This window comes from Neisseria gonorrhoeae, from assembly GCF_003315235.1.
Taxonomy (GTDB): domain Bacteria; phylum Pseudomonadota; class Gammaproteobacteria; order Burkholderiales; family Neisseriaceae; genus Neisseria; species Neisseria gonorrhoeae.
Map to the genome: position 1 here is coordinate 1 of NZ_QNRU01000004.1, position 26,555 is coordinate 26,555.

Annotated in this window: 27 protein-coding genes, 1 tRNA gene and 2 pseudogenes; 21 read left to right on the forward strand and 9 right to left on the reverse strand. The window is 56.8% G+C overall.

Annotated elements, in window-relative coordinates; all coding sequences use genetic code 11:
* On the forward strand, window positions 1–459 hold a 459-nt coding region (locus DFR77_RS02905; protein WP_211305715.1), incomplete at its 5' end, for a transposase.
* 223 nt (window positions 460–682) lie between these two features.
* Here DFR77_RS02905 and hemL read toward each other — a convergent pair.
* The 3 genes and pseudogenes from hemL to DFR77_RS12855 form a co-directional block, all read right to left on the reverse strand.
* A complete protein-coding gene (gene hemL, locus DFR77_RS02910) occupies window positions 683–1,963 on the reverse strand; it encodes a glutamate-1-semialdehyde 2,1-aminomutase (RefSeq protein ID WP_003692485.1) in 1,281 nt (426 codons plus the stop codon).
* Window positions 1,964–2,026: 63 nt separating this feature from the next.
* Complete coding sequence (locus DFR77_RS13955) at window positions 2,027–2,341, reverse strand: glucosamine-fructose-6-phosphate aminotransferase (RefSeq protein WP_249033549.1); 315 nt, start codon at window positions 2,339–2,341, stop codon at window positions 2,027–2,029.
* A 123-nt stretch (window positions 2,342–2,464) separates the two neighbouring features.
* A pseudogene (locus DFR77_RS12855) lies at window positions 2,465–2,539 on the reverse strand (glucosamine-fructose-6-phosphate aminotransferase); the annotation flags it as partial.
* A 196-nt stretch (window positions 2,540–2,735) separates the two neighbouring features.
* Between DFR77_RS12855 and miaB the strand changes: the two are divergent.
* Entirely contained in the window at window positions 2,736–4,064 is a 1,329-nt protein-coding gene (gene miaB / locus DFR77_RS02920; protein ID WP_003687255.1) for a tRNA (N6-isopentenyl adenosine(37)-C2)-methylthiotransferase MiaB, read from the forward strand.
* A gap of 17 nt (window positions 4,065–4,081) precedes the next feature.
* The gene (locus DFR77_RS13275) at window positions 4,082–4,246 is read left to right on the forward strand and encodes a hypothetical protein (protein WP_153707845.1); all 165 of its coding nucleotides are present in this window, start codon (window positions 4,082–4,084) and stop codon (window positions 4,244–4,246) included.
* A 64-nt stretch (window positions 4,247–4,310) separates the two neighbouring features.
* On the opposite strand, the gene dxs is transcribed toward DFR77_RS13275, so the two are convergent.
* Together dxs and xerC are read right to left on the reverse strand one after the other, a co-directional pair.
* Window positions 4,311–6,224 (reverse strand): 1-deoxy-D-xylulose-5-phosphate synthase, encoded by a 1,914-nt coding sequence (gene dxs, locus DFR77_RS02925; protein ID WP_003687254.1) that lies wholly within the window; start codon window positions 6,222–6,224, stop codon window positions 4,311–4,313.
* An 84-nt stretch (window positions 6,225–6,308) separates the two neighbouring features.
* Window positions 6,309–7,226: a tyrosine recombinase XerC gene (gene xerC, locus DFR77_RS02930; protein WP_003687253.1), complete on the reverse strand. Its 918-nt coding sequence runs from the start codon at window positions 7,224–7,226 to the stop codon at window positions 6,309–6,311.
* Window positions 7,227–7,419: 193 nt separating this feature from the next.
* On the opposite strand from xerC, the gene fba reads away from it, so the two are divergent.
* The 9 genes from fba (at window position 7,420) to DFR77_RS02975 (ending at window position 16,081) form a co-directional block, all read left to right on the forward strand.
* Entirely contained in the window at window positions 7,420–8,484 is a 1,065-nt protein-coding gene (gene fba / locus DFR77_RS02935) for a class II fructose-bisphosphate aldolase (protein WP_003687252.1), read from the forward strand.
* A gap of 138 nt (window positions 8,485–8,622) precedes the next feature.
* Entirely contained in the window at window positions 8,623–9,480 is an 858-nt protein-coding gene (locus DFR77_RS02940) for a factor H-binding protein (RefSeq protein ID WP_017146691.1), read from the forward strand.
* A 138-nt stretch (window positions 9,481–9,618) separates the two neighbouring features.
* Window positions 9,619–10,296: a tRNA (adenosine(37)-N6)-threonylcarbamoyltransferase complex dimerization subunit type 1 TsaB gene (gene tsaB / locus DFR77_RS02945; protein WP_003687250.1), complete on the forward strand. Its 678-nt coding sequence runs from the start codon at window positions 9,619–9,621 to the stop codon at window positions 10,294–10,296.
* Complete coding sequence (rimI, locus tag DFR77_RS02950; RefSeq protein WP_003687249.1) at window positions 10,293–10,733, forward strand: ribosomal protein S18-alanine N-acetyltransferase; 441 nt, start codon at window positions 10,293–10,295, stop codon at window positions 10,731–10,733. Before tsaB ends, rimI begins: the two co-directional genes overlap by 4 nt.
* A complete protein-coding gene (locus DFR77_RS02955) occupies window positions 10,727–11,464 on the forward strand; it encodes a uracil-DNA glycosylase family protein (protein ID WP_003687248.1) in 738 nt (245 codons plus the stop codon). The genes rimI and DFR77_RS02955 overlap by 7 nt, the downstream gene beginning before the upstream one ends.
* A gap of 61 nt (window positions 11,465–11,525) precedes the next feature.
* The gene (gene pyrE / locus DFR77_RS02960) at window positions 11,526–12,167 is read left to right on the forward strand and encodes an orotate phosphoribosyltransferase (protein WP_003692477.1); all 642 of its coding nucleotides are present in this window, start codon (window positions 11,526–11,528) and stop codon (window positions 12,165–12,167) included.
* Between the two features lie 67 nt (window positions 12,168–12,234).
* On the forward strand, window positions 12,235–12,663 hold the full coding sequence (locus DFR77_RS02965; RefSeq protein WP_003690500.1) for an MJ0042-type zinc finger domain-containing protein: 429 nt from the start codon (window positions 12,235–12,237) through the stop codon (window positions 12,661–12,663).
* Window positions 12,660–13,970, forward strand: a complete 1,311-nt coding sequence (gene argA / locus DFR77_RS02970; protein ID WP_003692474.1) for an amino-acid N-acetyltransferase — start codon at window positions 12,660–12,662, stop codon at window positions 13,968–13,970. Before DFR77_RS02965 ends, argA begins: the two co-directional genes overlap by 4 nt.
* 95 nt (window positions 13,971–14,065) lie before the next feature.
* Complete coding sequence (locus DFR77_RS02975; RefSeq protein WP_003692472.1) at window positions 14,066–16,081, forward strand: prolyl oligopeptidase family serine peptidase; 2,016 nt, start codon at window positions 14,066–14,068, stop codon at window positions 16,079–16,081.
* Window positions 16,082–16,193: 112 nt separating this feature from the next.
* On the opposite strand, the gene DFR77_RS02980 is transcribed toward DFR77_RS02975, so the two are convergent.
* The gene (locus DFR77_RS02980; RefSeq protein ID WP_003692470.1) at window positions 16,194–17,150 is read right to left on the reverse strand and encodes a helix-turn-helix transcriptional regulator; all 957 of its coding nucleotides are present in this window, start codon (window positions 17,148–17,150) and stop codon (window positions 16,194–16,196) included.
* Between the two features lie 256 nt (window positions 17,151–17,406).
* Between DFR77_RS02980 and DFR77_RS02985 the strand changes: the two genes are divergently transcribed.
* From DFR77_RS02985 to tdfF, 3 genes are all read left to right on the forward strand, one after another.
* A complete protein-coding gene (locus tag DFR77_RS02985; RefSeq protein WP_010356564.1) occupies window positions 17,407–18,378 on the forward strand; it encodes a siderophore ABC transporter substrate-binding protein in 972 nt (323 codons plus the stop codon).
* Between the two features lie 32 nt (window positions 18,379–18,410).
* On the forward strand, window positions 18,411–18,734 hold the full coding sequence (locus DFR77_RS02990; protein WP_003687232.1) for a cupin domain-containing protein: 324 nt from the start codon (window positions 18,411–18,413) through the stop codon (window positions 18,732–18,734).
* A 262-nt stretch (window positions 18,735–18,996) separates the two neighbouring features.
* On the forward strand, window positions 18,997–21,174 hold the full coding sequence (tdfF, locus tag DFR77_RS03000) for a TonB-dependent iron piracy receptor TdfF (RefSeq protein WP_003692469.1): 2,178 nt from the start codon (window positions 18,997–18,999) through the stop codon (window positions 21,172–21,174).
* Window positions 21,175–21,436: 262 nt separating this feature from the next.
* On the opposite strand, the gene DFR77_RS03010 is transcribed toward tdfF, so the two are convergent.
* The 3 genes from DFR77_RS03010 to DFR77_RS03020 form a co-directional block, all read right to left on the reverse strand.
* On the reverse strand, window positions 21,437–21,760 hold the full coding sequence (locus DFR77_RS03010; RefSeq protein ID WP_003687228.1) for a rhodanese-like domain-containing protein: 324 nt from the start codon (window positions 21,758–21,760) through the stop codon (window positions 21,437–21,439).
* A gap of 80 nt (window positions 21,761–21,840) precedes the next feature.
* Complete coding sequence (locus DFR77_RS03015) at window positions 21,841–22,497, reverse strand: protein-L-isoaspartate O-methyltransferase family protein (protein ID WP_003692467.1); 657 nt, start codon at window positions 22,495–22,497, stop codon at window positions 21,841–21,843.
* A 102-nt stretch (window positions 22,498–22,599) separates the two neighbouring features.
* Entirely contained in the window at window positions 22,600–23,103 is a 504-nt protein-coding gene (locus DFR77_RS03020; protein WP_025455757.1) for a GAF domain-containing protein, read from the reverse strand.
* Between the two features lie 182 nt (window positions 23,104–23,285).
* Here DFR77_RS03020 and tpiA point away from each other — a divergent pair, with 182 nt between their 5' ends.
* From tpiA to DFR77_RS03060, 6 genes and pseudogenes are all read left to right on the forward strand, one after another.
* Window positions 23,286–24,059 carry a triose-phosphate isomerase gene (tpiA, locus tag DFR77_RS03025; RefSeq protein WP_003687222.1) on the forward strand — a complete coding sequence of 258 codons (774 nt, stop codon included), beginning with the start codon at window positions 23,286–23,288 and terminating at the stop codon, window positions 24,057–24,059.
* A 6-nt stretch (window positions 24,060–24,065) separates the two neighbouring features.
* On the forward strand, window positions 24,066–24,416 hold the full coding sequence (gene secG, locus DFR77_RS03030) for a preprotein translocase subunit SecG (protein WP_003687220.1): 351 nt from the start codon (window positions 24,066–24,068) through the stop codon (window positions 24,414–24,416).
* 13 nt (window positions 24,417–24,429) lie between these two features.
* Window positions 24,430–24,515, forward strand: a tRNA-Leu gene (locus tag DFR77_RS03035).
* Window positions 24,516–25,404: 889 nt separating this feature from the next.
* Window positions 25,405–25,772 (forward strand): annotated as a pseudogene (locus DFR77_RS03050) (type II toxin-antitoxin system RelE/ParE family toxin).
* Window positions 25,769–26,080, forward strand: coding sequence for a helix-turn-helix domain-containing protein (locus DFR77_RS03055; protein WP_003687216.1), 312 nt, complete (start codon window positions 25,769–25,771; stop codon window positions 26,078–26,080). The pseudogene DFR77_RS03050 and the gene DFR77_RS03055 overlap by 4 nt, the downstream one beginning before the upstream one ends.
* Before the next feature lie 110 nt (window positions 26,081–26,190).
* Window positions 26,191–26,403, forward strand: a complete 213-nt coding sequence (locus DFR77_RS03060; RefSeq protein ID WP_003692461.1) for a hypothetical protein — start codon at window positions 26,191–26,193, stop codon at window positions 26,401–26,403.
* Window positions 26,404–26,555 lie beyond the last annotated feature (152 nt).

Genomic DNA, 26,555 nt, shown 5'->3' on the forward strand with positions numbered 1-26,555 from the left:
CAACGCGTTTGTCCGGATGAAACAGGATTCGACCGCCGCCTGTTCCGCCCCTATGCCCGCAGCCTGAAAGGGCAAATGGCGAAAGCGCGGATAAGTGGGAAAAGATACCGGCGCTTATCTTTGGTGTCCGCACAAGTCGGCAACCGGCCGATTGCTCCGATGGTTTGTCAAAATACGGTGGCCGGGGTCTTTTTTGAAGCGCGGTTTCAGCAATGCCTACTGCCCGCATTGGCTCAAAAATCGGTGATTATTTCAGATAATGCGCGATTTCGCCGTATGGGTGCCTTACGGGGAACGGCGGAAAAATTGGGACATAAGGTATTGCCTCCCGCACCTTGTTCGCCCGAGCCCAACCCGATTGAGAAAGTGTGGGCGAATATTAAGCGGTATCTGCGAACCGTTTTGTCTGATTACGCCCGATTTGACGATGCACTACTGTCCTATTTTGATTTTAATTGACTATATATTTCAGACGGCATTTTTACAGTAGATTGAAATCAAAAATGTACACGCCCGTCATTCCCGCGCAGGCGGGAATCCGGAAGGTCGGGCTTGCCGTTATTTTCAATCATTACAGAAACTGAAAGGTCCGGATTCCCGCCTGCGCGGAAATGACGGCGGTGTGCATTCTTACTTCAATCTGCCAAACAAATCGAACAGAGAAACTCTGTCCGTCAAAACATCATGCAGCCATCGCCTTGAACACTTCAACCGCAACCGCAACCGTTTCGTCAATCAGCTCGGGCGTATGCGCGGCGGAAACGAAACCTGCTTCATAAGCGGACGGGCCGAAGGCAATGCCGCGGTCGAGCATGCCGTGGAAGAAGCGTTTGAAAGCGTCGATATTGGAGCGCGCCATATCGGCATAGTTTCGCGGCACGTGTGCGGCGAAATACAGACCGAACATACCGCCCACGCTGTCGGCGGCAAACTCGATACCGTGCGCTTTGGCGGCGGCAATACCGTTGGCAAGGCGTTGTGTCAAGGCGGTCAGGTTTTCATAGAAGCCTTCGCGCTGGATGATTTCCAGCGTTTTCAAGCCGGCGGCGACGGCAATCGGGTTGCCTGATAATGTACCTGCCTGATACACGCCGCCCAACGGGGAAATACATTCCATGATGTCTTTGCGTCCGCCGAACGCGGCAAGCGGCATACCGCCGCCGATGACTTTGCCCATCGTGGTCAGGTCGGGCGTGATGCCGTGCAGCGACTGCGCGCCGCCGAGCGCGACGCGGAAACCGGTCATCACTTCGTCGTAAATCAACACCGCGCCGTGTTTTTCGGTCAATCCGCGCAAGGCTTTGACAAAGGCTTCGGTCGGGCGGACGAGGTTCATATTGCCGACGAAGGGTTCGACAATCACGCAGGCGATTTCGTCGCCGCTTTGGGCAAAGGCTTCTTCGAGTTGGGCGATGTTGTTGTATTCGAGTACCAAAGTATGTTTGGTAAAGTCGGCAGGCACACCGGCGGAAGAAGGATTGCCGAAGGTAAGCAGACCGCTGCCTGCTTTCACCAACAGGCTGTCGGAATGGCCGTGGTAGCAGCCTTCAAATTTGATGATTTTGTCGCGGCCGGTAAAACCGCGTGCCAGACGGATGGCAGTCATCGTCGCTTCCGTGCCGGAGCTGACGAGGCGCAGCCGTTCGACAGACGGCATAATTTCGGCAATTTGTTCGGCAATGGCGATTTCGCCTTCGGTGGGCGCGCCGAACGACAAACCGCCCAACGCAGCTTCGCGCACGGCTTCGACGACTTCGGGATGCGCGTGTCCGACAATCGCAGGCCCCCAAGAGCCGACATAATCGGTGTAGCGCGTGCCGTTTTCGTCCCAAACATACGCGCCTTCGGCTTTTTTGATGAAGCGCGGCACGCCGCCGACGCTGCCGAATGCGCGCACGGGCGAATTCACGCCGCCGGGAATGACCGCCTTGGCGCGGTCGAATAAAATTTCGTTACGGTTCATATTTATCCTCAAATGCCGTCTGAACGGCAGGTTTCGGGCTTGGAAGCAGAAAGCCCCATTTTATCATTTTTCAGGTTGCGACAAGGATTTGCCCGCTTCTTTGCGGATTACGCCAACCGTATCCCGGATGACGGAACGCTCGTCTTTTTCCACTTTATGTGTAAAGCGGTAGTCCCGGACGACTCCCTCCCCGTCGTAATCCGCGCACCATTCCCAATGCCGCCGCTCCGATTTCATATAGATGAAATTGGTCGGCAAAAAATTATAAATCGGCAGGCTGACCTCGTGATAGGCATAACAACCGAAAGGGTTGCGCTTCCCGAAACGTGCCTCTACCTCCGCCCGGGTCGTTTTGCCTTTAACAACCGTTTGTGCGATTCCCTCTTCCGTCTGATATAGTGGATTAAATTTAAATCAGGACAAGGCGACGAAGCCGCAGACAGTACAAATAGTACGGCAAGGCGAGGCAACGCTGTACTGGTTTAAATTTAATCCACTATAACGCAGGAACTGATGTTCCCTGTCGCCGAAATTGCTGGTACACGCACACAGCAGCAATGCCGCCCATACACACACCTCCCGTTAAAGCCAAACATTATACAGCCGTTCCGACCGATTAAATTCATATTTTAAAACAATATTTTGCCTCCCAAACCCACATCGTGCTATAATCCGCACCGATTTTCAGACGGCATCGTCGTGCCGTCTGAAATTTTTTCATTCCAACAACCATCAGCCCCGCGATTACGGCTGCCTGAGAAAGACACAAACCATGAAAAAAGTATTTATCCGCACCTTCGGCTGCCAGATGAACGAGTACGACAGCGAAAAAATGCTGTCCGTCCTTGCCGAAGAACACGGCGGCATCGAACAGGTTACCCAAGCCGACGAAGCCGACATCATCTTGTTCAACACCTGTTCCGTGCGCGAAAAAGCACAGGAAAAAGTGTTCTCCGACTTGGGGCGCGTCCGTCCGCTCAAAGAAAAAAACCCCGGCCTCATCATCGGCGTTGCCGGCTGCGTCGCCTCGCAAGAAGGCGAAAACATCATCAAACGCGCGCCTTATGTTGATGTGGTTTTCGGCCCGCAAACGCTGCACCGCCTGCCCAAAATGATTGTGGACAAAGAAACCAGCGGGCTGTCGCAAGTCGATATTTCCTTCCCCGAAATCGAAAAATTCGACCACCTGCCGCCCGCCCGCGTCGAAGGCGGCGCGGCATTTGTGTCGATTATGGAAGGCTGTTCCAAATACTGCTCCTTCTGCGTCGTCCCCTACACGCGCGGCGAAGAATTCTCCCGCCCGCTCAACGACGTATTGACCGAAATCGCCAACCTTGCCCAGCAAGGCGTGAAAGAAATCAACCTCTTGGGACAAAACGTCAATGCCTATCGCGGCGAAATGGACGACGGCGAAATCTGCGACTTCGCCACCCTGCTGCGTATCGTCCACGAAATCCCCGGCATCGAACGTATGCGCTTCACCACCAGCCACCCGCGCGAGTTTACCGACTCGATTATCGAGTGCTACCGCGACCTGCCCAAACTGGTTTCCCACCTGCACCTGCCGATTCAAAGCGGTTCCGACCGCGTATTGAGCGCGATGAAACGCGGCTACACCGCTTTGGAATACAAATCCATCATCCGCAAACTGCGCGCCATCCGTCCTGATTTGTGCCTGAGCAGCGACTTCATCGTCGGTTTCCCCGGCGAGACCGAACGCGAGTTCGAGCAAACCTTGAAACTGGTGAAAGACATTGCCTTCGACTTGAGCTTCGTGTTTATTTACAGCCCGCGCCCCGGCACGCCTGCCGCCAACCTGCCGGACGACACGCCGCACGAAGAAAAAGTGCGCCGCCTCGAAGCCTTGAACGAAGTCATCGAAGCCGAAACCGCCCGCATCAACCAAACCATGATCGGCACGGTTCAACGCTGCCTGGTCGAAGGCATCTCCAAAAAAGACCCCGACCAGCTCCAAGCCCGTACCGCCAACAACCGCGTCGTCAACTTTACCGGCACGCCCGACATGATCAACCAAATGATCGATTTGGAAATCACCGAAGCCTACACCTTTTCCCTGCGCGGCAAAATTGTCGAAGCCTAAAACCCTCACGCCGAAAAATGCCGCCTGAAGCGTTTCAGACGGCATTTTGCCTTGTATCGGCAGACGGCACCGCCGCCGTTATACGGACAAGCGGAATAAATTTCCAAACGCGCAACGGCACACCAAGCACCGCCCGAAAGCCGCCGCCCGAACCCTTCCTGCCGCCTGCGGGGTTTCAATAAAAAAACCGCAGAAACAAACGCCGTTTAAAAACGCCGCCCGATAACGACGGCGCGGTCAAGCGGTTTAATTTGCCGCATCACGGTCCGGCAGCCACTCGCGCACCCGGCGTTCCACCGCTTCGGCACTCAAACCCAAATCGTCCAAAAGTTTTTTCGGATCGCCGTGTTCGGTTACGGTATCGGCAACGCCCAAAAGCAAAACGGGTTTGCAGATGCCGTGTTTCGCCAACACTTCCAAGACCGCGCCGCCTGCGCCGCCCTGTTCGGCGTTTTCTTCAAGGGTAACGATGCGGTCGTGGCTTCGGGCAAGGCGGACAATCAACTCTTCGTCTATCGGTTTGACGAAGCGCATATCGGCGACGGTGGCGTTCAGTTTTTCGGCAACCGCCAATGCGGTGGCGACCATACTGCCGAAGGCAATGAAGGCGGTTTTCTCACCTTCGCGGCGGATAATGCCCTTGCCGATTTCCACGGTTTCCATGCCGTCTGAAACCGGCGCGCCCGTACCCGTGCCGCGCGGATAGCGGACGGCGGCGGGCGCATCCGCCTGATAGCAGGTCGAAAGCAGCAGGCGGCATTCGTTTTCATCGCTCGGCGCGGCAACAATCATGTTCGGCACACAGCGCAAGAAGCTCAAATCGTACAAGCCGGCATGGGTCGGACCGTCCGCGCCGACGATGCCCGCACGGTCGACGGCAAACAAAACGGGCAGGTTTTGCAGGGCGATGTCGTGCACCAGTTGGTCGTAGGCGCGTTGTAAAAAGGTGGAATAAATCGCCACGACGGGCTTCATGCCTTCGCACGCCAAACCGCCGGCAAAGGTAACGGCGTGCTGCTCGGCGATGCCGACATCGAAATAGCGGTCGGGGAATCGTTGTTCAAACTCCACCAGTCCGCTGCCCTCGCGCATGGCGGGGGTAATCGCAACCAGTCGGGAATCTGCCGCCGCCCGGTCGCACAGCCATTTGCCGAATACTTGGGTATAGGTCGGTTTGGCGGCGGGCTTGGGTTCTTTTTCAGACGGCATTTGCGCCCCGCCTTCTTTAGGCAGGTTGGCGACGGCGTGGTATTTGACGGGGTCGTTTTCGGCGAGTTTGTAGCCGTTGCCCTTTTTGGTGATGACGTGCAGCAACTGAGGGCCTTTGCGGCTGCGCAAGTCTTTCAATACGTCCACCAGATTCTCGACGTTGTGTCCGTCCACGGGGCCGGTGTAGCGGAAGCCGAAATTTTCAAACAGCGACAGCGACTGTTTGGCGTGTTCGGCTTCTTCGGCAAGGGTTTTGATTTTGTGTTCGACTTTTTGGGCAAACTCCATCGCGCCGGGTATTTTGTCTAATACCTTGCCCGTTTGCGCTTTGACGGTACTCAACAGTCCGTGCATATCGCGCACGACGTTGCTGGCAAGATATTTGGGCAACGCGCCGACGTTGGGGGAAATCGACATTTCGTTGTCGTTGAGGACGACCAGCAAATCCACATCCATATCGCCCGCGCAATTCAAGGCTTCAAACGCCTGCCCCGCCGTCATCGCGCCGTCGCCGATGATGGCGACGCTGCGGCGGTCGCCGCCCAAGAGTTTGTCCGCCGCCGCCATGCCCAAAGCCGCGCCGATGGAGGTGGAGGAATGCCCCACGCCGAACGCGTCGTACTCGGACTCGCAACGTTTCGGAAAACCCGCCAAACCGCCGTATTGGCGCATGGTGTGCATCTGGTTTTTCCTGCCTGTCAGGATTTTGTGCGGGTAGCTTTGGTGTCCGACATCCCACACCAGCTTGTCTTCGGGCGTGTCGTACACATAGTGCAGGGCGATGGTCAGTTCGACCGCACCCAGATTGCTGGCGAAATGCCCGCCGGTCTGCCCGACAGATTCCAGCAGAAAGGCGCGCAACTCGCCGGCAAGGCGCGGCAGCTGTTTTTTGTCCAGGCGGCGCAAATCTTGCGGGCTGTCAATCAGGTCGAGTAGGGGGCTTGGGTTCATGGTGTGTCTTTTTTATGTGTCGTCCGGGTGCAACGGTCAATTATATATCAAGAGCGTGCGGCTGACGGCTGATTTTGCCGTACGTCATTCGTCCTGCCGCTTGGCGCGCGGGTGGGCTTCGTCATAGAGGCGGGCGATGTGGTCGAAATCGAGCTTGGTATAAATCTGCGTGGTCGAAAGGCTGCTGTGTCCGAGCAGCTCCTGCACCGCCCTGATGTCGCGCGAAGCCTGCAACAGGTGGCCGGCGTAGCTGTGGCGCATCATATGCGGCGAAACGTGCCTGCCGTCGCCGTATTGCGCCGCCCACGATTCGAGGCGTTTTTGGATTTGGCGTTGGCTCAGGCGCGTGCCGTTCCTGCCGGTAAACAGGGCTTTGCCGTCCGATGCCGTCTGACGCAGCGGCAGATAGTTTTTCAAGGCTTCCACGCTTTTGCCGGTCAGCGGAACCTGACGCTGCTTGCGCCCTTTGCCGGTAACGTGTACCCACGCTTCGTCCAAATATACATCATCTGCATTCAAGCCGTGTATCTCGCTCACGCGCAAACCGCTGCCGTACATCAGCTCGAACAGCGCGTGGTCGCGCACCGCCAGCGGGTCGCCGCCGTCCACGGGCAAATCCAACATCCGGTTCAGCCATTCCTGCGGCAGGGCTTTGGGTACGCGCTCGGGCTGCTTCGGCGGTTTGATGTCGGCGGTCGGGTCGGCGCGCATCAGCCCGCGTTTGACCAGCCAGGCGCAATACTGCCGCCACGCCGACAGCTTGCGCGCCAGCGTCCGACCGTCCAAACCGCGCTGCGACAGCCGCCGCAACGCCGCCGTAAAATCGCGCCGCGACAAGTCCTGCGGCACGCCGCCTGCATCTTCAGACGGCATTTGTGCCAACAGTGCAAACAGTTCTTCCAAATCGCGCCGGTATGCCGCAACCGTGTGCTCCGACTTGCCCTCGCGCACGATGTTTTCCAAATAAGCGTCAAAATACGCCGCAAACCCGTCCAAAACCATAACCGTCCCACACAAATATCAAAAAACCAGTGAAAACATTATCATAAACAACACACCAAAATCCCGAACCGCCCAAAATCCGCCCCATCTGCCCGCCGTTATCGTTAATATAAAATCAATGAGCCGTTTATGGTTTTTTGCCGTAAAAAACATTATAATCCGCCTTATTTACCTATTGCCCAAGGAGACACAAATGGCACTCGTATCCATGCGCCAACTGCTCGACCACGCCGCCGAAAACAGCTACGGCCTGCCCGCGTTCAACGTCAACAACCTCGAACAAATGCGCGCCATTATGGAAGCCGCCGACCAAGTCAACGCGCCCGTCATCGTACAGGCGAGCGCAGGTGCGCGCAAATACGCGGGCGCGCCGTTTTTGCGCCACCTGATTCTGGCGGCAGTCGAAGAATTTCCGCACATCCCCGTCGTGATGCACCAAGACCACGGCGCATCGCCCGACGTGTGCCAACGCTCCATCCAACTGGGCTTCTCCTCCGTGATGATGGACGGCTCTTTGCTCGAAGACGGCAAAACCCCTTCTTCTTACGAATACAACGTCAACGCCACCCGTACCGTCGTCAACTTCTCCCACGCCTGCGGCGTGTCCGTCGAAGGCGAAATCGGCGTATTGGGCAACCTCGAAACCGGCGAAGCAGGCGAAGAAGACGGAGTGGGCGCGGCAGGCAAACTCTCACACGACCAAATGCTCACCAGCGTTGAAGATGCCGTGCGTTTCGTTAAAGATACCGGCGTTGACGCATTGGCGATTGCCGTCGGCACCAGCCACGGCGCATACAAATTCACCCGTCCGCCCACAGGCGACGTATTGCGTATCGACCGCATCAAGGAAATCCACCAAGCCCTGCCCAATACACACATCGTGATGCACGGCTCCAGCTCCGTTCCGCAAGAATGGCTGAAAGTCATCAACGAATACGGCGGCAATATCGGCGAAACCTACGGCGTGCCGGTTGAAGAAATCGTCGAAGGCATCAAACACGGCGTGCGCAAAGTCAACATCGATACCGACCTGCGCCTCGCTTCCACCGGCGCGGTACGCCGCTACCTTGCCGAAAACCCGTCCGACTTTGATCCGCGCAAATACTTGGGCAAAACCATTGAAGCGATGAAGCAAATCTGCCTCGACCGTTATCTTGCGTTCGGTTGCGAAGGTCAGGCAGGCAAAATCAAACCTGTTTCGTTGGAAAAAATGGCAAGCCGTTATGCCAAGGGCGAATTGAACCAAATCGTCAAATAACAGGTTGCCTGTAAACAAAATGCCGTCTGAACGCCGTTCGGACGGCATTTGATTTTTGCTTCTCTGACCTGCCTCATTGATGCAGTATGCAAAAAAAGATACCATAACCAAAACGTTTATATATTATCTATTCTGTGTATGACTAGGAGTAAACCTGTGAACCGAACTACCTTCTGCTGCCTTTCTTTGACCGCCGGCCCTGATTCTGACCGCCTGCAGCAGCGGAGGGGCGGAGGCGGTGGTGTCGCCGCCGACATCGGCACGGGGCTTGCCGATGCATTAACCGCGCCGCTCGACCATAAAGACAAAGGTTTGAAATCCCTAACATTGGAAGCCTCCATTCCCCAAAACGGAACACTGACCCTGTCGGCACAAGGTGCGGAAAAAACTTTCAAAGCCGGCGGCAAAGACAACAGCCTCAACACGGGCAAACTGAAGAACGACAAAATCAGCCGCTTCGACTTCGTGCAAAAAATCGAAGTGGACGGACAAACCATCACACTGGCAAGCGGCGAATTTCAAATATACAAACAGGATCACTCCGCCGTCGTTGCCCTACGGATTGAAAAAATCAACAACCCCGACAAAATCGACAGCCTGATAAACCAACGCTCCTTCCTTGTCAGCGATTTGGGCGGAGAACATACCGCCTTCAACCAACTGCCTGACGGCAAAGCCGAGTATCACGGCAAAGCATTCAGCTCCGACGATGCCGGCGGAAAACTGACCTATACCATAGATTTCGCCGCCAAACAGGGACACGGCAAAATCGAACACCTGAAAACACCCGAGCAGAATGTTGAGCTTGCCTCCGCCGAACTCAAAGCAGATGAAAAATCACACGCCGTCATTTTGGGCGACACGCGCTACGGCGGCGAAGAGAAAGGCACTTACCGCCTCGCCCTTTTCGGCGACCGCGCCCAAGAAATCGCTGGCTCGGCAACCGTGAAGATAGGGGAAAAGGTTCACGAAATCGGCATCGCCGACAAACAGTAGTATTTGAAAAATGCCGTCCGAACACGATAATTTACCGTTCGGACGGCATTTTTGCGCCATACCGCCCTAGGACACGACGGCACGGCAGGCAAGCCGATTTCACTATATAATGCCGTCTGAACCAACGAGAACCACACCATGCAAGCCGATTTCAACCGCCCCGTCCTCGCCGTCGATACCGGAACTTCCTATTTGTCGCTCGCGCTGCGCGCCGACGGCGAAATCCGTCTGTTCCATCAGGAAGTCGGCATCCGCCAGTCCGAACTGATCCTGCCGGAAATCCGCACCCTATTCCGAAATGCGGGCATTACCGCCGCCGATTTGGGGGCGATTGTTTATGCGAAAGGCCCCGGCGCGTTTACCGGACTGCGTATCGGCATCGGCGTGGCGCAAGGTTTGGCAACGCCGTTCGACACGCCTTTAATCGGCATCCCCACGCTCGATGCCGCCGCCTCGCTGCCGCCGCCGCAAAGCTGCATACTCGCCGCTGCGGACGCGCGTATGGGCGAAGTGTTTTATGCGTGGTTCGACACGCTGAACCGCCGCCGTTTGAGCGATTATCAAGTCGGTAGGGCGGCAGACATTGCCCTCCCCGAGGGGTACGTCTTTTCAGACGGCATCGGCAGTGCGTTCGCACTGGAAAACCGTCCGCCCTTCTCAGGCAAACCCGATATGCCGACCGCCGCCGATTTTCTCGCGCTCGCCCTCGGCGGCGGCTATCCCGCAACTGGCGCGGCACACGCCGAACTGCTCTACGTCCGCAACAAAATCGCCCTGACTGCCAAAGAACAGGCGGAACGGAAGGCACGAACATGAACATCCGCCCAGCCTTACCGTCCGACTGCGCCGCACTGGCCGCGCTCGATACCGTCTGCAACCCGTCCGCGTGGACGCAGCGCCAATTTGAGTCCGCGCTTGTTTCGCCGTCCGAACAGGTTTTCCTTGCGGAAAAAGACGGCAGGATTGCCGCCTTTATCGTTTGGCAGAACCTGCCCGACGAATCCGAACTGCACCTGATTGCCACCGCGCCCGAATGCCGCCGACGGGGCGTTGCGTCCGCCCTGCTCGAATATTGGTACGCACATCTGCCCGAAGGCACGCAACGCCTGCTGCTCGAAGTCCGCGCAGGCAACGCCGCCGCACAGGCACTGTATACCAAACACGGCTTCAGCATTGCGGGCAGGCGGAAAAACTATTACTGCGCCGCCGACGGGCAAACCGAAGATGCCGTCTTAATGGAGAAAATATGTTAAGCGCGCGCTACCTCCACCTGCACGAGGCTTTGGGCTTGGGTCCGATGTGGCTGAAACAGGCCGCCGCCGTCCTGCCGCCCAAAAACACACCCGCAACCCCGGCACAGGCACGTCCCCAAACCGTCCGCGCCGCCACGATCCGCCCTTCCCAACCCCATAACGTTCAGGCGCGGCTCGAAACGATGAAAGCGTTGGAAACCGCCGCCGTACATACGCGCAAACCCGCGCCTGAAACCGAAACGCCCCCGCCCGGCCTTTCAGACGGCATCGCCCCCGTTCCCGCCGCTTCGGGCATCACCAAGCTTGCCGTCGTCAGCCTGTGTCCGCCGATCGAGGATGCGGTTTACGGGCAACTGTTCCACGGCAAAGCGGGCATCCTGCTCGACAACATCCTCAAAGCCGCAGGACTGGATGCCGCCTATGTCCACAAAACCTGTTGGGTGAAAACCGCCGCCGTCGGTAACCCGATGCCGTCTGAACAGGCCGTCGCGGATGCGCTGGGTCAAATCGCCGGGGAACTCGACGGCTGCCGCGCCCCCGCCGTCCTATTCCTCGGACAGGCGTTTGTCAACCTGGAACGGCAGGCGATGATTGAAACTTTGTGCGGCAGCCGTCCCTTCTTCATCATCGACCATCCCGCCCGGCTGTTGCGCCAACCCGAACTCAAAGCCCGAAACTGGCAGGTGTTGAAACAGTTGAAACGCGCCTTGCGGCAAGGCGGCGGCAGTTGAAGCGCGCCGCACGGGGCGGTAGAATCGCAACTGCGTCCCAATATCTGACAGAAAGCACAAAATGACTGATTTCCGCCAAGATTTCCTCAAATTCTCCCTCGCCCAAAATGTTTTGAAATTCGGCGAATTTACCACCAAAGCCGGACGGCGGTCGCCCTATTTCTTCAATGCCGGCCTCTTCAACGACGGCGCGTCCACGCTGCAACTGGCAAAATTCTATGCACAATCCATCATTGAAAGCGGCATCCGATTCGATATGCTGTTCGGCCCCGCCTACAAAGGCATTATTTTGGCGGCGGCAACCGCGATGATGCTGGCGGAAAAAGGCGTGAACGTCCCGTTTGCCTACAACCGCAAAGAAGCCAAAGACCGCGGCGAAGGCGGCGTGTTGGTCGGCGCGCCGCTTAAAGGGCGCGTGCTGATTATCGACGACGTGATTTCCGCCGGCACATCCGTACGCGAATCAATCAAACTGATTGAAGCGGAGGGTGCAACCCCCGCCGGTGTCGCCATCGCGCTCGACCGCATGGAAAAAGGCACGGGTGAATTGAGCGCGGTTCAGGAAGTGGAAAAACAATACGGCCTGCCCGTCGCCCCCATCGCCAGCCTGAACGATTTGTTTATCCTGTTGCAAAACAACCCCGAATTCGGACAGTTCCTCGAACCCGTCCGCACCTACCGCCGGCAGTACGGCGTAGAATAAAGCATATGCCGTCCGAACCACCTGCCGCTTCAGACGGCATCAAACCGACACACACCGAGAAAACATCATGCCCGCCTGTTTCTGTCCGCACTGCAAAACCCGCCTCTGGGTCAAAGAAACCCAGCTCAACGTCGCCCAAGGCTTCGTCGTCTGCCAAAAATGCGAAGGGCTGTTTAAAGCCAAAGACCATCTGGCAAGCACGAAAGAACCTATATTCAACGATTTGCCCGAAGCTGTTTCGGATGTCAAACTCGTCCACCGCATCGGCACGCACGCCATTAGCAAGAAACAGATTTCCCGCGACGAAATCGCCGATATCCTCAACGGCGGTACAACCCTGCACGATACGCCGCCCGCAACCGCCGCTGCCGCACCTGCCGCCGCACCGCAGGTTTCCGTACCGCCCGCCCGTCAGGAAGGGCTCAACTGGACTATTGCAACCCTGTTCGCACTTATCGTCCTCATTATGCAGCTTTCCTACCTCTTCATCCTATGAACGCGCCCGACAGCTTTGTCGCCCACTTCCGCGAAGCCGCCCCCTACATCCGCCAAATGCGCGGCACGACACTGGTCGCCGGCATAGACGGCCGCCTGCTCGAAGGCGGCACCTTAAATAAGCTCGCCGCCGACATCGGGCTGTTGTCGCAACTGGGCATCCGACTCGTCCTCATCCACGGCGCGTACCACTTCCTCGACCGCCTCGCCGCCGCGCAAGGCCGCACGCCGCATTATTGCCGGGGTTTGCGCGTTACCGACGAAACCTCGCTCGGACAGGCGCAGCAGTTTGCCGGCACCGTCCGCAGCCGTTTTGAAGCCGCATTGTGCGGCAGCGTTTCAGGATTCGCGCGCGCGCCTTCCGTCCCGCTCGTATCGGGCAACTTCCTGACCGCCCGTCCGATAGGCGTGATTGACGGAACCGATATGGAATACGCGGGCGTTATCCGCAAAACCGACACCGCCGCCCTCCGTTTCCAACTCGACGCGGGCAATATCGTCTGGATGCCGCCGCTCGGGCATTCCTACGGCGGCAAAACCTTCAATCTCGATATGGTGCAGGCCGCCGCTTCCGTCGCCGTCTCGCTTCAGGCCGAAAAACTCGTTTACCTGACCCTTTCAGACGGCATTTCCCGCCCCGACGGCACGCTCGCCGAAACCCTCTCGGCACAGGAAGCGCAATCGCTGGCGGAACACGCCGCCAGCGAAACCCGACGACTGATTTCGTCCGCCGTTGCCGCGCTCGAAGGCGGCGTGCATCGCGTCCAAATCCTCAACGGGGCCGCCGACGGCAGCCTGCTGCAAGAACTCTTCACCCGCAACGGCATCGGCACGTCCATTGCCAAAGAAGCCTTCGTCTCCATCCGGCAGGCGCACAGCGGCGACATCCCGCACATCGCCGCCCTCATCCGCCCGCTGGAAGAACAGGGCATCCTATTGCACCGCAGCCGCGAATACCTCGAAAACCACATTTCCGAATTTTCCATCCTCGAACACGACGGCAACCTGTACGGCTGTGCCGCACTCAAAACCTTTGCCGAAGCCGATTGCGGCGAAATCGCCTGCCTTGCCGTCTCGCCGCAGGCACAGGACGGCGGCTACGGCGAACGCCTGCTTGCCCACATTATCGATAAGGCGCGCGGCATAGGCATAAGCAGGCTGTTCGCACTGTCCACAAATACCGGCGAATGGTTTGCCGAACGCGGCTTTCAGACGGCATCGGAAGACGAGCTGCCCGAAACGCGGCGCAAAGACTACCGCAGCAACGGACGAAACTCGCATATTCTGGTGCGTCGCCTGCACCGCTGACCGCAACGGAAAGCCGCCGCAGAAATGCCGCCTGAACCCCGTTTCAGACGGCATTTCCCCGATTATAAAGACCTGCCCGACCCTCAAGGACCCCGATGAAATCCTACCCCGACCCCTACCGCCATTTTGAAAACCTCGATTCCGCCGAAACGCAAAACTTCGCTGCTGAAGCGAATGCCGAAACGCGCGCGCGTTTTTTAAACAACGACAAGGCGCGCGCACTTTCAGACGGCATTTTGAATCAAATGCAGGACACGCGGCAGATTCCGTTTTGTCAGGAACACCGCGCGCGGATGTACCATTTCCATCAGAATGCGGAATATCCGAAGGGCGTGTACCGCGTGTGTACGGCGGCGACCTACCGTTCCGGCTATCCCGAGTGGAAAATCCTGTTTTCGGTGGCGGATTTCGATGAGTTGCTCGGCGACGATGTGTATTTGGGCGGCGTGTCGCACTTGGTGGAGCAGCCCAACCGCGCGCTGCTGACTTTGAACAAATCGGGCGGCGATACGGCGTATACGCTGGAAGTGGATTTGGAAGCAGGGGAATTGGTAGAGGGCGGTTTTCACTTTCCGGCAGGCAAAAACCATGTGTCGTGGCGCGATGAAAACAGCGTGTGGGTGTGTCCGGCTTGGGACGAACGCCAGTTGACCGAATCGGGCTATCCGCGCGAAGTGTGGCTGGTGGAACGCGGCAAGAGTTTCGAGGAAAGCCTGCCGGCGTACCAAATCGATAAAGGCGCGATGATGGTAAACGCGTGGCGTTACCTCGATCCGCAGGGTTCGCCGATTGATTTGATTGAAGCGTCGGACGGTTTTTACACCAAGACGTATTTGCAGGTGTCGTCCGAAGGCGGGGCGAAACCGTTGAACCTGCCTAATGATTGCGATGTGGTCGGCTATCTGGCGGGACATCTTTTGCTGACGCTGCGCAAGGACTGGCACCGCGCGAACCAAAGCTATCCGAGTGGCGCGTTGGTGGCGGTGAAACTGAATCGGGGCGAACTCGGGGCGGCGCAGCTTTTGTTTGCGCCCGATGAAACGCAGGCATTGGAAAGCGTGGAAACGACCAAGCGTTTTGTGGTGGCAAGCCTGCTGGAGAATGTACAAGGCCGTCTGAAAGCGTGGCGGTTTGCCGACAGCAAATGGCAGGAAGCCGAGTTGCCGCACCTGCCCTCGGGCGCGTTGGAAATGACCGACCAACCGTGGGGCGGCGACGTGGTTTATCTTGCCGCCAGCGATTTCACCACGCCGCTGACGCTGTTTGCGCTGGATTTGAACGTGATGGAACTGACCGTCATGCGCCTCCAGCCGCAGCAGTTTGTTTCAGACGGCATCGAAGTGCGGCAGTTTTGGGCGGTGTCGTCCGACGGCGAACGCATTCCTTATTTCCACGTCGGCAAAAACGCCGCGCCCGACACGCCGACCTTAGTCTATGCTTACGGAGGTTTCGGCATTCCTGAATTGCCGCATTATCTGGGCAGCGTCGGCAAATATTGGCTGGAAGAGGGCAATGCCTTTGTATTGGCAAACATCCGCGGCGGCGGAGAATTCGGCCCGCGCTGGCATCAGGCGGCGCAGGGAATCAGCAAACACAAAAGCGTTGATGATTTGTTGGCAGTCGTGCGTGATTTGTCCGAACGCGGCATGAGTTCGCCCAAACACATCGGCTTGCAGGGCGGCAGCAACGGCGGCCTGATTACCGCCGCCGCCTTCGTGCGCGAACCGCAAAGCATCGGTGCGCTGGTGTGCGAAGTACCGCTGACCGATATGATCCGTTATCCGCTGCTGTCCGCCGGTTCAAGTTGGACGGACGAATACGGCAATCCGCAGAAATACGAAGCCTGCAAACGCCGGCTGGGCGAATTGTCGCCGTATCACAATCTTTCAGACGGCATCGATTATCCGCCCGCACTCATTACCACCAGCCTCAGCGACGACCGCGTCCATCCCGCCCACGCGCTCAAATTCTACGCCAAACTGCGCGAAACCTCGCCGCAATCTTGGCTCTACTCGCCTGACGGCGGCGGCCATACCGGCAACGGCACCCAACGCGAATCCGCCGACAAACTCGCCTGCGTGTTGCTGTTTTTGAAAGAATTTTTGGGATAAGGGCAGGGGGCGACACTGCCGCCGCGAATGAAAAAAGATCGTCTGAAATTGCTTTTTCAGACGATCTTTTTTAATGGTTGTTTCAAATCAAAATATCTATGCCGTCGGCCCATCAGCACTTTTTCACATCCGAAGGCAAAAATCCGTAATGCCGCCTGAACGCTTCGTTGAACCGTCCCGCGTGGCGGTAGCCGCAAAAGTGCATCGCGGCTTGGATGGTGCTGCCCGATTCGATGAGGGCGAGCGCGTGTTCCAGCCGCAGGCGGCGCAGGCGTCCGGCGACGGTTTCGCCGGTTTGCGCTTTGAAATAGCGTTTCAGGTAGCATTCGTTCAGCCCGACGCGGCGGGCGATTTCGGCGATGGTCAGCGGGCGGGCGAATTCGCTGTTCAAAATATCGGCGGCTTCGTCTATGCGCCGGCGGCGGTAGCCGTTGTCGTGGCGGCGGAAGGTGAAGCGTAATAATCGGGCGGAGAGTTCCAGCGCGTCGGCTTCGTCGGCGAGCAGGTCGAAGCCGTCCGATTCGAACGGGCGTTGCAGCAGGGGGCAGGCCGCCGCCGTCAGTGTCCCCGCGTTTTGCGCCAGCCGTTGCAGGGCGAATCGGCCTATCGTTTGCGGCGAAAACAGGCGTTCGTCCAGTAAACCTTCGTCGTGCCAGCGGCGCAGTTTTTCCAGCGAAAAATCCAAATGCAGCGCGCACATGCCGCCGCTGTCTGGCAGCAGGGTTTCGGATACGTCCGCCAGTTCGCCGCGTACCAGCCAGATTTCGCCGGCAGACGGGCGGTATTCCCTGCCGCCCATTTGTAACCGGTTCTGCCCCGATACCATGACGAACAAGGCGCAGTTGTGGCTGAAATTGTGGATTTCGGTGGGAAACGCACCCGTTCCGCCGCCGCGCATCCGTGATAAGGTGATGCCCGAGTCGAAGCGGTTGATGCACATTTTCAGATGCAAACCGGGCTGTTTTGCCTGCGCAATGAGTGCGCTGTCGGAACAGCCGTCCAACGCCCAGCCGGATTTATCGGAGCGGACATAGGTTTGGTACTGGCGGTAGATGGCGGCGGTGTTCATGATTGGATAGGAACGAGTTGTCTAACAAATGAATTAAATAGGAATTATTACCAATAATCAAGCACAGGGATTGGTTGGAACGGAAAAGGTCGTCTGAAAGGGTGTTTCAGACGACCTTTTCCGTTTCGGGAATTTGTTTTGCCGTATCGGGAATTTGTTTTGCCGTATCGGGAATTTTGCGTTTTGCGGCGTGGTTTCTGCAGGTTGTTTGCTTAATAATAAACATTCTTATTCGTATGCAAAGGAACCGCACACCGTGAAACCGCGTTTTTATTGGGCAGCCTGCGCCGTCCTGCCGGCCGCCTGTTCGCCCGAACCTGCCGCCGAAAAAACTGTATCCGCCGCATCCCAAGCCGCATCCACACCTGTCGCCACGCTGACCGTGCCGACCGCGCGGGGCGATGCCGTTGTGCCGAAGAATCCCGAACGCGTCGCCGTGTACGACTGGGCGGCGTTGGATACGCTGACCGAGCCGGGCGTGAATGTGGGCGCAACCACCGCGCCGGTGCGCGTGGACTATTTGCAGCCTGCATTTGACAAGGCGGCAACGGTGGGGACGCTGTTTGAGCCCGATTGCGAATCCCTGCACCGCCACAATCCGCAGTTTGTCATTACCGGCGGGCCGGGTGCGGAAGCGTATGAACAGTTGGCGAAAAACGCGACCACCATAGATTTGACGGTGGACAACGGCAATATCCGCACCAGCGGCGAGAAGCAGATGGAGACCCTGTCGCGGATTTTCGGTAAGGAAGCGCGCGTGGCGGAATTGAATGCGCAGATTGACGCGCTGTTCGCCCAAAAGCGCGAAGCCGCCAAAGGCAAAGGACGCGGGCTGGTGCTGTCGGTTACAGGCAACAAGGTGTCCGCCTTCGGCACGCAATCGCGGTTGGCAAGTTGGATACACGGCGACATCGGCCTGCCGCCCGTGGACGAATCTTTACGCAACGAAGGGCACGGGCAGCCCGTTTCCTTCGAATACATCAAAGAGAAAAACCCCGGCTGGATTTTCATCATCGACCGCACCGCCGCCATCGGGCAGGAAGGGCCGGCTGCCGTGGAAGTGTTGGATAACGCGCTGGTATGCGGCACGAACGCTTGGAAGCGCAAGCAAATCATCGTCATGCCTGCCGCGAACTACATTGTCGCGGGCGGCGCGCGGCAGTTGATACAGGCGGCGGAACAGTTGAAGGCGGCGTTTGAAAAGGCAGAACCCGTTGCGGCGCAGTAGTTTTATTCAAAACAAACCACAAGGAGAACCCCATGCAAAACGAAACCATCAACCTGAAACAGCACCTTGCCGCCATCAAAGAATACTGGCAGCCCGAAATCATCAACCGCCACGGGTTCCAATTCCGCCTGGTCAAACTTTTGGGCGATTACGGCTGGCACACGCACGGATACAGCGACAAAGTGCTGTTTGCCGTGGAGGGCGACATGGCGGTGGACTTCGCCGACGGCGGCAACATGACGATACGCGAGGGCGAGATGGCGGTCGTGCCGAAGTCGGTGTCGCACCGCCCGCGTTCGGAAAACGGCTGCTCGGTGGTGCTGATTGATCTGCCCGACCCGTCCGAGGCCGCCTGAAAACGAAGTTTCCGAAGGAAGCTGAGTTTCTGCGAAGCTAAAAGCAGCCTACACCTTCAATATGCCAAAAGCATAGAGGATTAACAAAAATCAGGACAAGGCGGCGGGCCGCAGGCAGTACAAATGGTACGGAACCGGTTCGCCCGGTGCTTGGGCGCCTTAGGGAACCGTTCCCTTTGAGCCGGGGCGGGGCAACGCCGTACCGGTTTAAAGTTAATCCGCTATACAACCCCACCGCACACCAACACACAAAGGAAACCCCATGACACGCTTCAAATACTCCCTGCTTTTTGCCGCCCTGCTACCCGTGTACGCGCAGGCCGATGTTTCTGTTTCAGACGACCCCAAACCGCAGGAAAGCACCGAATTGCCGACCATCACCGTTACCGCCGACCGCACCGCGAGTTCCAACGACGGCTACACCGTTTCCGGCACGCACACCCCGTTCGGGCTGCCCATGACCCTGCGCGAAATCCCGCAGAGCGTCAGCGTCATCACATCGCAACAAATGCGCGACCAAAACATCAAAACGCTCGACCGCGCCCTGTTGCAGGCGACCGGCACCAGCCGCCAGATTTACGGCTCCGACCGCGCGGGCTACAACTACCTGTTCGCGCGCGGCAGCCGCATCGCCAACTACCAAATCAACGGCATCCCCGTTGCCGACGCGCTGGCCGATACGGGCAATGCCAACACCGCCGCCTATGAGCGCGTGGAAGTCGTGCGCGGCGTGGCGGGGCTGCCGGACGGCACGGGCGAGCCTTCTGCCACCGTCAATCTGGTACGCAAACACCCGACCCGCAAGCCATTGTTTGAAGTCCGCGCCGAAGCCGGCAACCGCAAACATTTCGGGCTGGGCGCGGACGTATCGGGCAGCCTGAACGCCGAAGGCACGCTGCGCGGCCGCCTGGTTTCCACCTTCGGACGCGGCGACTCGTGGCGGCAGCTCGAACGCAGCCGCGATGCCGAACTCTACGGCATTTTGGAATACGACATCGCACCGCAAACCCGCGTCCACGCAGGCATGGACTACCAGCAGGCGAAAGAAACCGCAGACGCGCCGCTCAGCTACGCCGTGTACGACAGCCAAGGTTATGCCACCGCCTTCGGCCCAAAAGACAACCCCGCCACAAATTGGTCGAACAGCCGCAACCGTGCGCTCAACCTGTTCGCCGGCATAGAACACCGCTTCAACCAAGACTGGAAACTCAAAGCCGAATACGACTACACCCGTAGCCGCTTCCGCCAGCCCTACGGTGTGGCAGGCGTACTTTCCATCGACCACAGCACTGCCGCCACCGACCTGATTCCCGGTTATTGGCACGCCGATCCGCGCACCCACAGCGCCAGCATGTCATTGACCGGCAAATACCGCCTGTTCGGCCGCGAGCACGATTTAATCGCGGGTATCAACGGCTACAAATACGCCAGCAACAAATACGGCGAACGCAGCATCATTCCCAACGCCATTCCCAACGCCTACGAATTTTCCCGCACGGGCGCCTATCCGCAGCCATCATCGTTTGCCCAAACCATCCCGCAATACGACACCAGGCGGCAAATCGGCGGCTATCTCGCCACCCGTTTCCGCGCCGCCGACAACCTTTCGCTGATACTCGGCGGCAGATACAGCCGCTACCGCGCAGGCAGCTACAACAGCCGCACACAAGGCATGACCTATGTGTCCGCCAACCGTTTCACCCCCTACACAGGCATCGTGTTCGATCTGACCGGCAACCTGTCGCTTTACGGCTCGTACAGCAGCCTGTTCGTCCCGCAATTGCAAAAAGACGAACACGGCAGCTACCTGAAACCCGTAACCGGCAACAATCTGGAAGCCGACATCAAAGGCGAATGGCTTGAAGGGCGTCTGAACGCATCCGCCGCCGTGTACCGCGCCCGTAAAAACAACCTCGCCACCGCAGCAGGACGCGACCAGAGCGGCAACACCTACTATCGCGCCGCCAACCAAGCCAAAACCCACGGCTGGGAAATCGAAGTCGGCGGCCGCATCACGCCCGAATGGCAGATACAGGCAGGCTACAGCCAAAGCAAACCCCGCGACCAAGACGGCAGCCGCCTGAACCCCGACAGCGTACCCGAACGCAGCTTCAAACTCTTCACCGCCTACCACTTAGCCCCCGAAGCCCCCAGCGGCCGGACCATCGGTGCGGGTGTGCGCCGGCAGGGCGAAACCCACACCGACCCAGCCGCGCTCCACATCCCCAACCCCGCCGCCAAAGCCCGCGCCGTCGCCAACAGCCGCCAGAAAGCCTACGCCGTCGCCGACATCATGGCGCGTTACCGCTTCAATCCGCGCACCGAACTGTCGCTGAACGTGGACAACCTGTTCAACAAACACTACCGCACCCAGCCCGACCGCCACAGCTACGGCGCACTGCGGACAGTGAACGCGGCGTTTACCTATCGGTTTAAATAAGGTCGTCTGAAAACGGAGTTTCTGCGAAGCTAAAAGCAGCCTGCACATTGAAAATGCCGCCCAAGCAAACCTGCAGTTTGCCGCCCTCTCCCTAGCCTTCTCCCACGGGGCGAGGGAATTGGGGTGCAGGCTGCCTTTAAGGTTCAGGCAAATTTTAACTTCGTTGATACTGCGCTTTAGCTTCGCAGAAGCTGCACTTTCAGACGACCTTTATGGAACACCAGAGGTACACGCATTTAAGGAATGCCGTCTGAAGCCGCCTTCAATACCGCGCCATTTCCGCGTCAACCTCAACCGCCCACGCGTCGATGCCGCCCTGAAGGTTGTACAGGTTTTCAAAACCCGCCTCCGCCAAATACATCGCCGTATGCAGGCTGCGGATACCGTGATGGCAATACACCACAAGCGGCACATCGTCCGGCAACTCGTTTTGCCGCAGCGGAATCAGATTCATCGGGATATGCAGCGCATTTGGCAGCGAACAAACCGCCGCTTCTTCATCCGTACGCACGTCCAACAAACAAAACATCCGCCCTTCGTCCATCCACGCCTTCAATGCCGCCGACGGAAGTTGCACAATATCCATCACAAACCCCCCGAAAAAAACCAAGCAAAATGCCGTCTGAAGCCCCAAACCCGCTTTCAGACGGCATCACAATCCGAACATCAAAAATTAAAACTGTCGAAAGGATGGGCATCCTTGTCGTCCAAATGCGCCACCAAAGTATCGAACAGCACCTTTTCTTCAAACACATCGCCCCTGCGCGTAATCAAAAGCGCGCGCTGCACCGGCCTGCGTCCCACAATAACCGCCATACGCCCGCCGTCCTTCAACTGTTCCTTTAACACTTCAGGCACAAGGGTTACCGCGCCGCCGACGTAAACCGCATCAAACGGCGCACCTGCGGAAAGTTCGGTCAACCCGTTATTTTGCACATAATCGATGTTTTCCAAAGACAAGCCGTCCAAAACCGCTTTGGCGCGCTTTTGCCGTTCGGCATCGATGTCGTCCGAAACCACACGGCCAGCCAGTTTTGCCAACAGAGCCGTCGCATAGCCCGAACCCGTGCCGATTTCCAAAACCGTATCGTTTTTCGTCAGCTTCAAGCCCTGCGCCAGCCGCGCCACGATTTTCGGCTCGAGCATCTTATGACCGTTGGCAAGCGGCAGCTCCATATCCGCATACGCCAAACCCTGCAAAGACTCATCCACGAAAAGCTCGCGCGGAATCTCCTCCAAAGCGTCCAACACGTCAAAATCCAATACATCCCAAGGACGGATCTGCTGTTCGACCATATTGAACCGCGCTTTTTCAAAATCCATTTAGTGCTCCGTCAAATAATTGTTTTATCAATGGCAGGCATTATAAAACCACACTACCGCCGCGCCAACTTCGGCACGCGAAGCCCGCCCGTTTTGCCAGTCTCAAGCCGCCTGACTCGAAGCCTCAAACCGCCTCTCCAAAATCTTCGCCAGTTCGCCCAAATACAAAGCATCTGCCTCATCAAACTGCGCCAAATGTTCGCTGTCCGCGTCCAACACGCCGATACAGCGGCCGTCTGAAAACAGCGGCACGACAATCTCCGAACGCGACAAAGACGAACAGGCAATATGGTCGGGATGCGCGTTCACATCCTTAACAACCACCGTTTCACCCTTCGCCCAAGCCTGACCGCACACCCCGCGCCCGAACGGAATCCGCGTACACGCCAAAGGTCCCTGAAACGGTGCCAAAACCAATTCGTCCGAACGCGTATCGACAAAATAAAAACCCACCCACAACCAGCCGAACGCCTCCTTCAAAACCGCCGCCGTGTTCGCCAAATTCGCCACCCAATCCGCCTCGTCCGCCACCACAGACTCAATCTGCGGCAACACCTCACGATAAAGCGCGGCCTTGTCCGAAGCCGAAAAATGAAGCGCGTGCATCATATCTCCCATATTTGCATACATATCAGGCAGCCATTATAAAACATCCTGCCCGAAACAACATTCCAAACCGCCCCCGCAGCCGCCCGCCCCAAGTTGCGAACCCGCCGCATATCCACTAAACTTCACATTGCAACGCGCCACACGCGGCAGACAGAAAAACACGACACGGAGCAAAAAAGATGTATCGCCAAATCGGAATGTGGGATCAAAAATGGGTCATCGGCAACTGGAAAATGAACGGCCGGCTCCAAAACAACAACGCACTGATGCACCGCTTCCGCATCCTCCCCACCGCCGAACGCGTCCTCATCGGACTCGCCGCCCCGACCGTTTACCTGCTGCAACTGCACAACGCCATGCAAATCGTCTTAAACAACCGCATCCTCACCTGCGCCCAAGACGTGAGCCGCTTCCCCGACAACGGCGCGTACACCGGCGAAGTGTCCGCCGAAATGCTCGCCGACACCGGCACAGACATCGTCCTCATCGGACACTCCGAACGCAGCCTTTATTTCGGCGAAAAAAACGAAATCCAACGCCGCAAAATGGAAAACGTCCTCAACGTCGGACTCATCCCATTATTGTGCGTCGGCGAAAGCCTCGAAGAGCGCGAAACCGGCAAAGAACACGAAGTCATCGCCCATCAGCTTTCCATCCTGCAAGGGCTGGATACCAAAAACATCGCCGTCGCCTACGAACCCGTCTGGGCAATCGGCACAGGCAAAGTCGCCACCGTCGAACAGATTGCCGATATGCACGCATTCATCTACAAAGAAATCTTGTCTTTGTGCGGAAGCGATGTTAAAATCCGCGTCCTTTACGGCGGAAGTGTGAAAGCGGACAACGCGGCCGACATCTTCGCAGTACCTTATGTGGACGGCGCACTCGTCGGCGGCGCGTCATTGTCGTACGACTCCTTTACCGCCATCATCAGTGCCGCACAAAATGCGTAGAAAAATATGGAAGCCTTCAAAACCCTAATTTGGATTATTAATATTATTTCCGCTTTGGCCGTCATCGTGTTAGTATTGCTCCAACACGGCAAAGGCGCGGATGCCGGCGCGACCTTCGGATCGGGAAGCGGCAGCGCGCAAGGCGTATTCGGCTCTGCCGGCAACGCCAACTTCCTCAGCCGCTCGACCGCCGTTGCAGCAACATTTTTCTTCGCAACCTGCATGGCTATGGTGTATATTCACACCCACACGACAAAACACGGTTTGGACTTCAGCAACATACGACAGACTCAGCAAGCACCCAAACCCGTAAGCAATACCGAACCTTCTGCCCCTGTTCCTCAGCAGCAGAAATAACAGTTTTTCAAATGCCGACATGGTGAAATTGGTAGACACGCTATCTTGAGGGGGTAGTGGCCGTAGGCTGTGCGAGTTCAAATCTCGCTGTCGGCACCAACACACAAAAACGCTTAGAAATTCTAGGCGTTTTTTTTCGTTTAATCCTGTCTGATGCCATCAACCAATCCCAATCAATACAAGGATTTCAGGCTGATTGTTATCCTGCCGTCCCCTTCCTGACTGTGCAATCCCGTCCAATCCGCCCTAATTGAACTAACCTGATTTTTTACGGTATCCGAAAAATACCGCAAAAATAAAGCTGAACGACCACCAAATCAGGAATGCCAAGCGGAAAAGAGCTTGCGGGGAATACTGACGAACCGTAGGGAACGAGGGGGAAACCGTCCAAGATGCAGAGCGGTTTTTTTGGGTTTTTGGAAAAAACCTATACTAGGAAGCGATACCCTTAGTTGTTACCTTGTTACCGGGGAAAAGTTAGATAAATAAGTATATGAAATATAGTGAATTAAATTTAAATCGGGACAAGGCGGCGAACCGCAGACAGTACAAATAGTACGGCAAGGCGAGGCAACGCCGTACCGGTTTAAATTTAATTCACTATAAAAATAAGAAAAAGATAAAAAATTGGTAACAAATGCGGTAACAAATGGTAACGAATCGGTAACAACTTTTGGGGTTTTCCGGTTTTTTACCGTCTTGGCAGTGGGAGCGTAGCGGAATGAAAAGCCAAAACGCACGGAACCGCGCCTATTTTGAGCAGGAATGGCGGTTAAACCGGTTGGTTATATTGCGGGGCATAGGAAGACAGCGAAACGCGCTAAAAACGCAATTTGAGCCATTAAAAGCGATTGATTAAAAAATAATCAAATTAGCCGCCGGTGTTTCAGGCGGCATAAACGGAGAAATTGCAGGGTATAAAAAGGCGGCTTGCCGTGTTGCCTGTCTTTGGTATAATCCCCAGTATCACTAAGTAAACGGTTGCACAATGCGGATATTCAAAAACCAATGGATAGTGAAATTTGCCAAGAAGCACAAAATCAGTGATTCAGAGCTGATAGAGGCGGTAGAGCGGGCAGATAACGGGCTGATAGATGCAGATTTGGGCGGCGCGTGATTAAGCAGCGTATAGCAAGGCAAGGGCAAGGCAGAAGCGGCGGTTATCGCAGTCTGATATTTTTCAGGCATGGAGAACGGGCGTTTTTCATGACCGCCTTTGCCAAGAACGACCGCGAAAACATCACTGATAAAGAACTTACAGAATTAAAGAAAACCGCCGCCATCATCTTGGCAATGACAGAAACCGACATAGAGCAAGCCAAGTCAAACGGCACTTTCACGGAGATACAGCCATGAAATATAAAAGCGGGATTTTCGCAGCAATACACGAAACCATGCAGGGATTGCACGACATCGGCGCAATCGACAAAAAGACTATGCGCGGCTTTGACAAGTCCTGCCTGACCGAAATCAAGCCGTTGAGCGGCGGGGACATCAAGGCAATCAGGGAGAAGGAGGCACTATCGCAAGCCGCTTTCGCCATCTATCTCAACGTGGGGAAAAATCACGTTTCGGCTTGGGAGCGGGGCGTTAAAAAGCCCGGCGGCGCAGCGTTGAAGCTGCTGACCATCGTCAAAAACAAGGGCATCGAAGCCATTGCGTAGCCGACTTGGCAAACGGCAAAATCAGCAAGTTCACATATAGACGCGCTGCTGAATATGCCTGCCAAGACAGGCAAGACCGCCGAACTGAATATCAGGGCGTAGCCGCACAAATGCCCGACCGCATCAAACCAAGCCGAAACGGCGGCGGTACAGACGGCATAGCCCGACAGCAAGGCACGGCGCAGACGGGCGCGAAACCCGAAACATCCCCGACCGCGAGGCACGGGGATTTTTTGCGCCCGTTGCAGGGGGGGATTGGATTTAAGCGGCGCGGGCTTGAAGGCAAAACGGGCGGGGCGCAGAACTGTTTAAATGCCGTCTGAATCTCAAACGATTTCAGACGGCATTTTGAAACAACGGCTCAAATTCTCGATCCCCTTCCCTTAACGCCGACGTTTTTTATTAACGCGCCCCTTATTTCTGACACTTTGCTCATAAACCGGCATAACGGTCGGCAACAACCGTTTTAGATTTT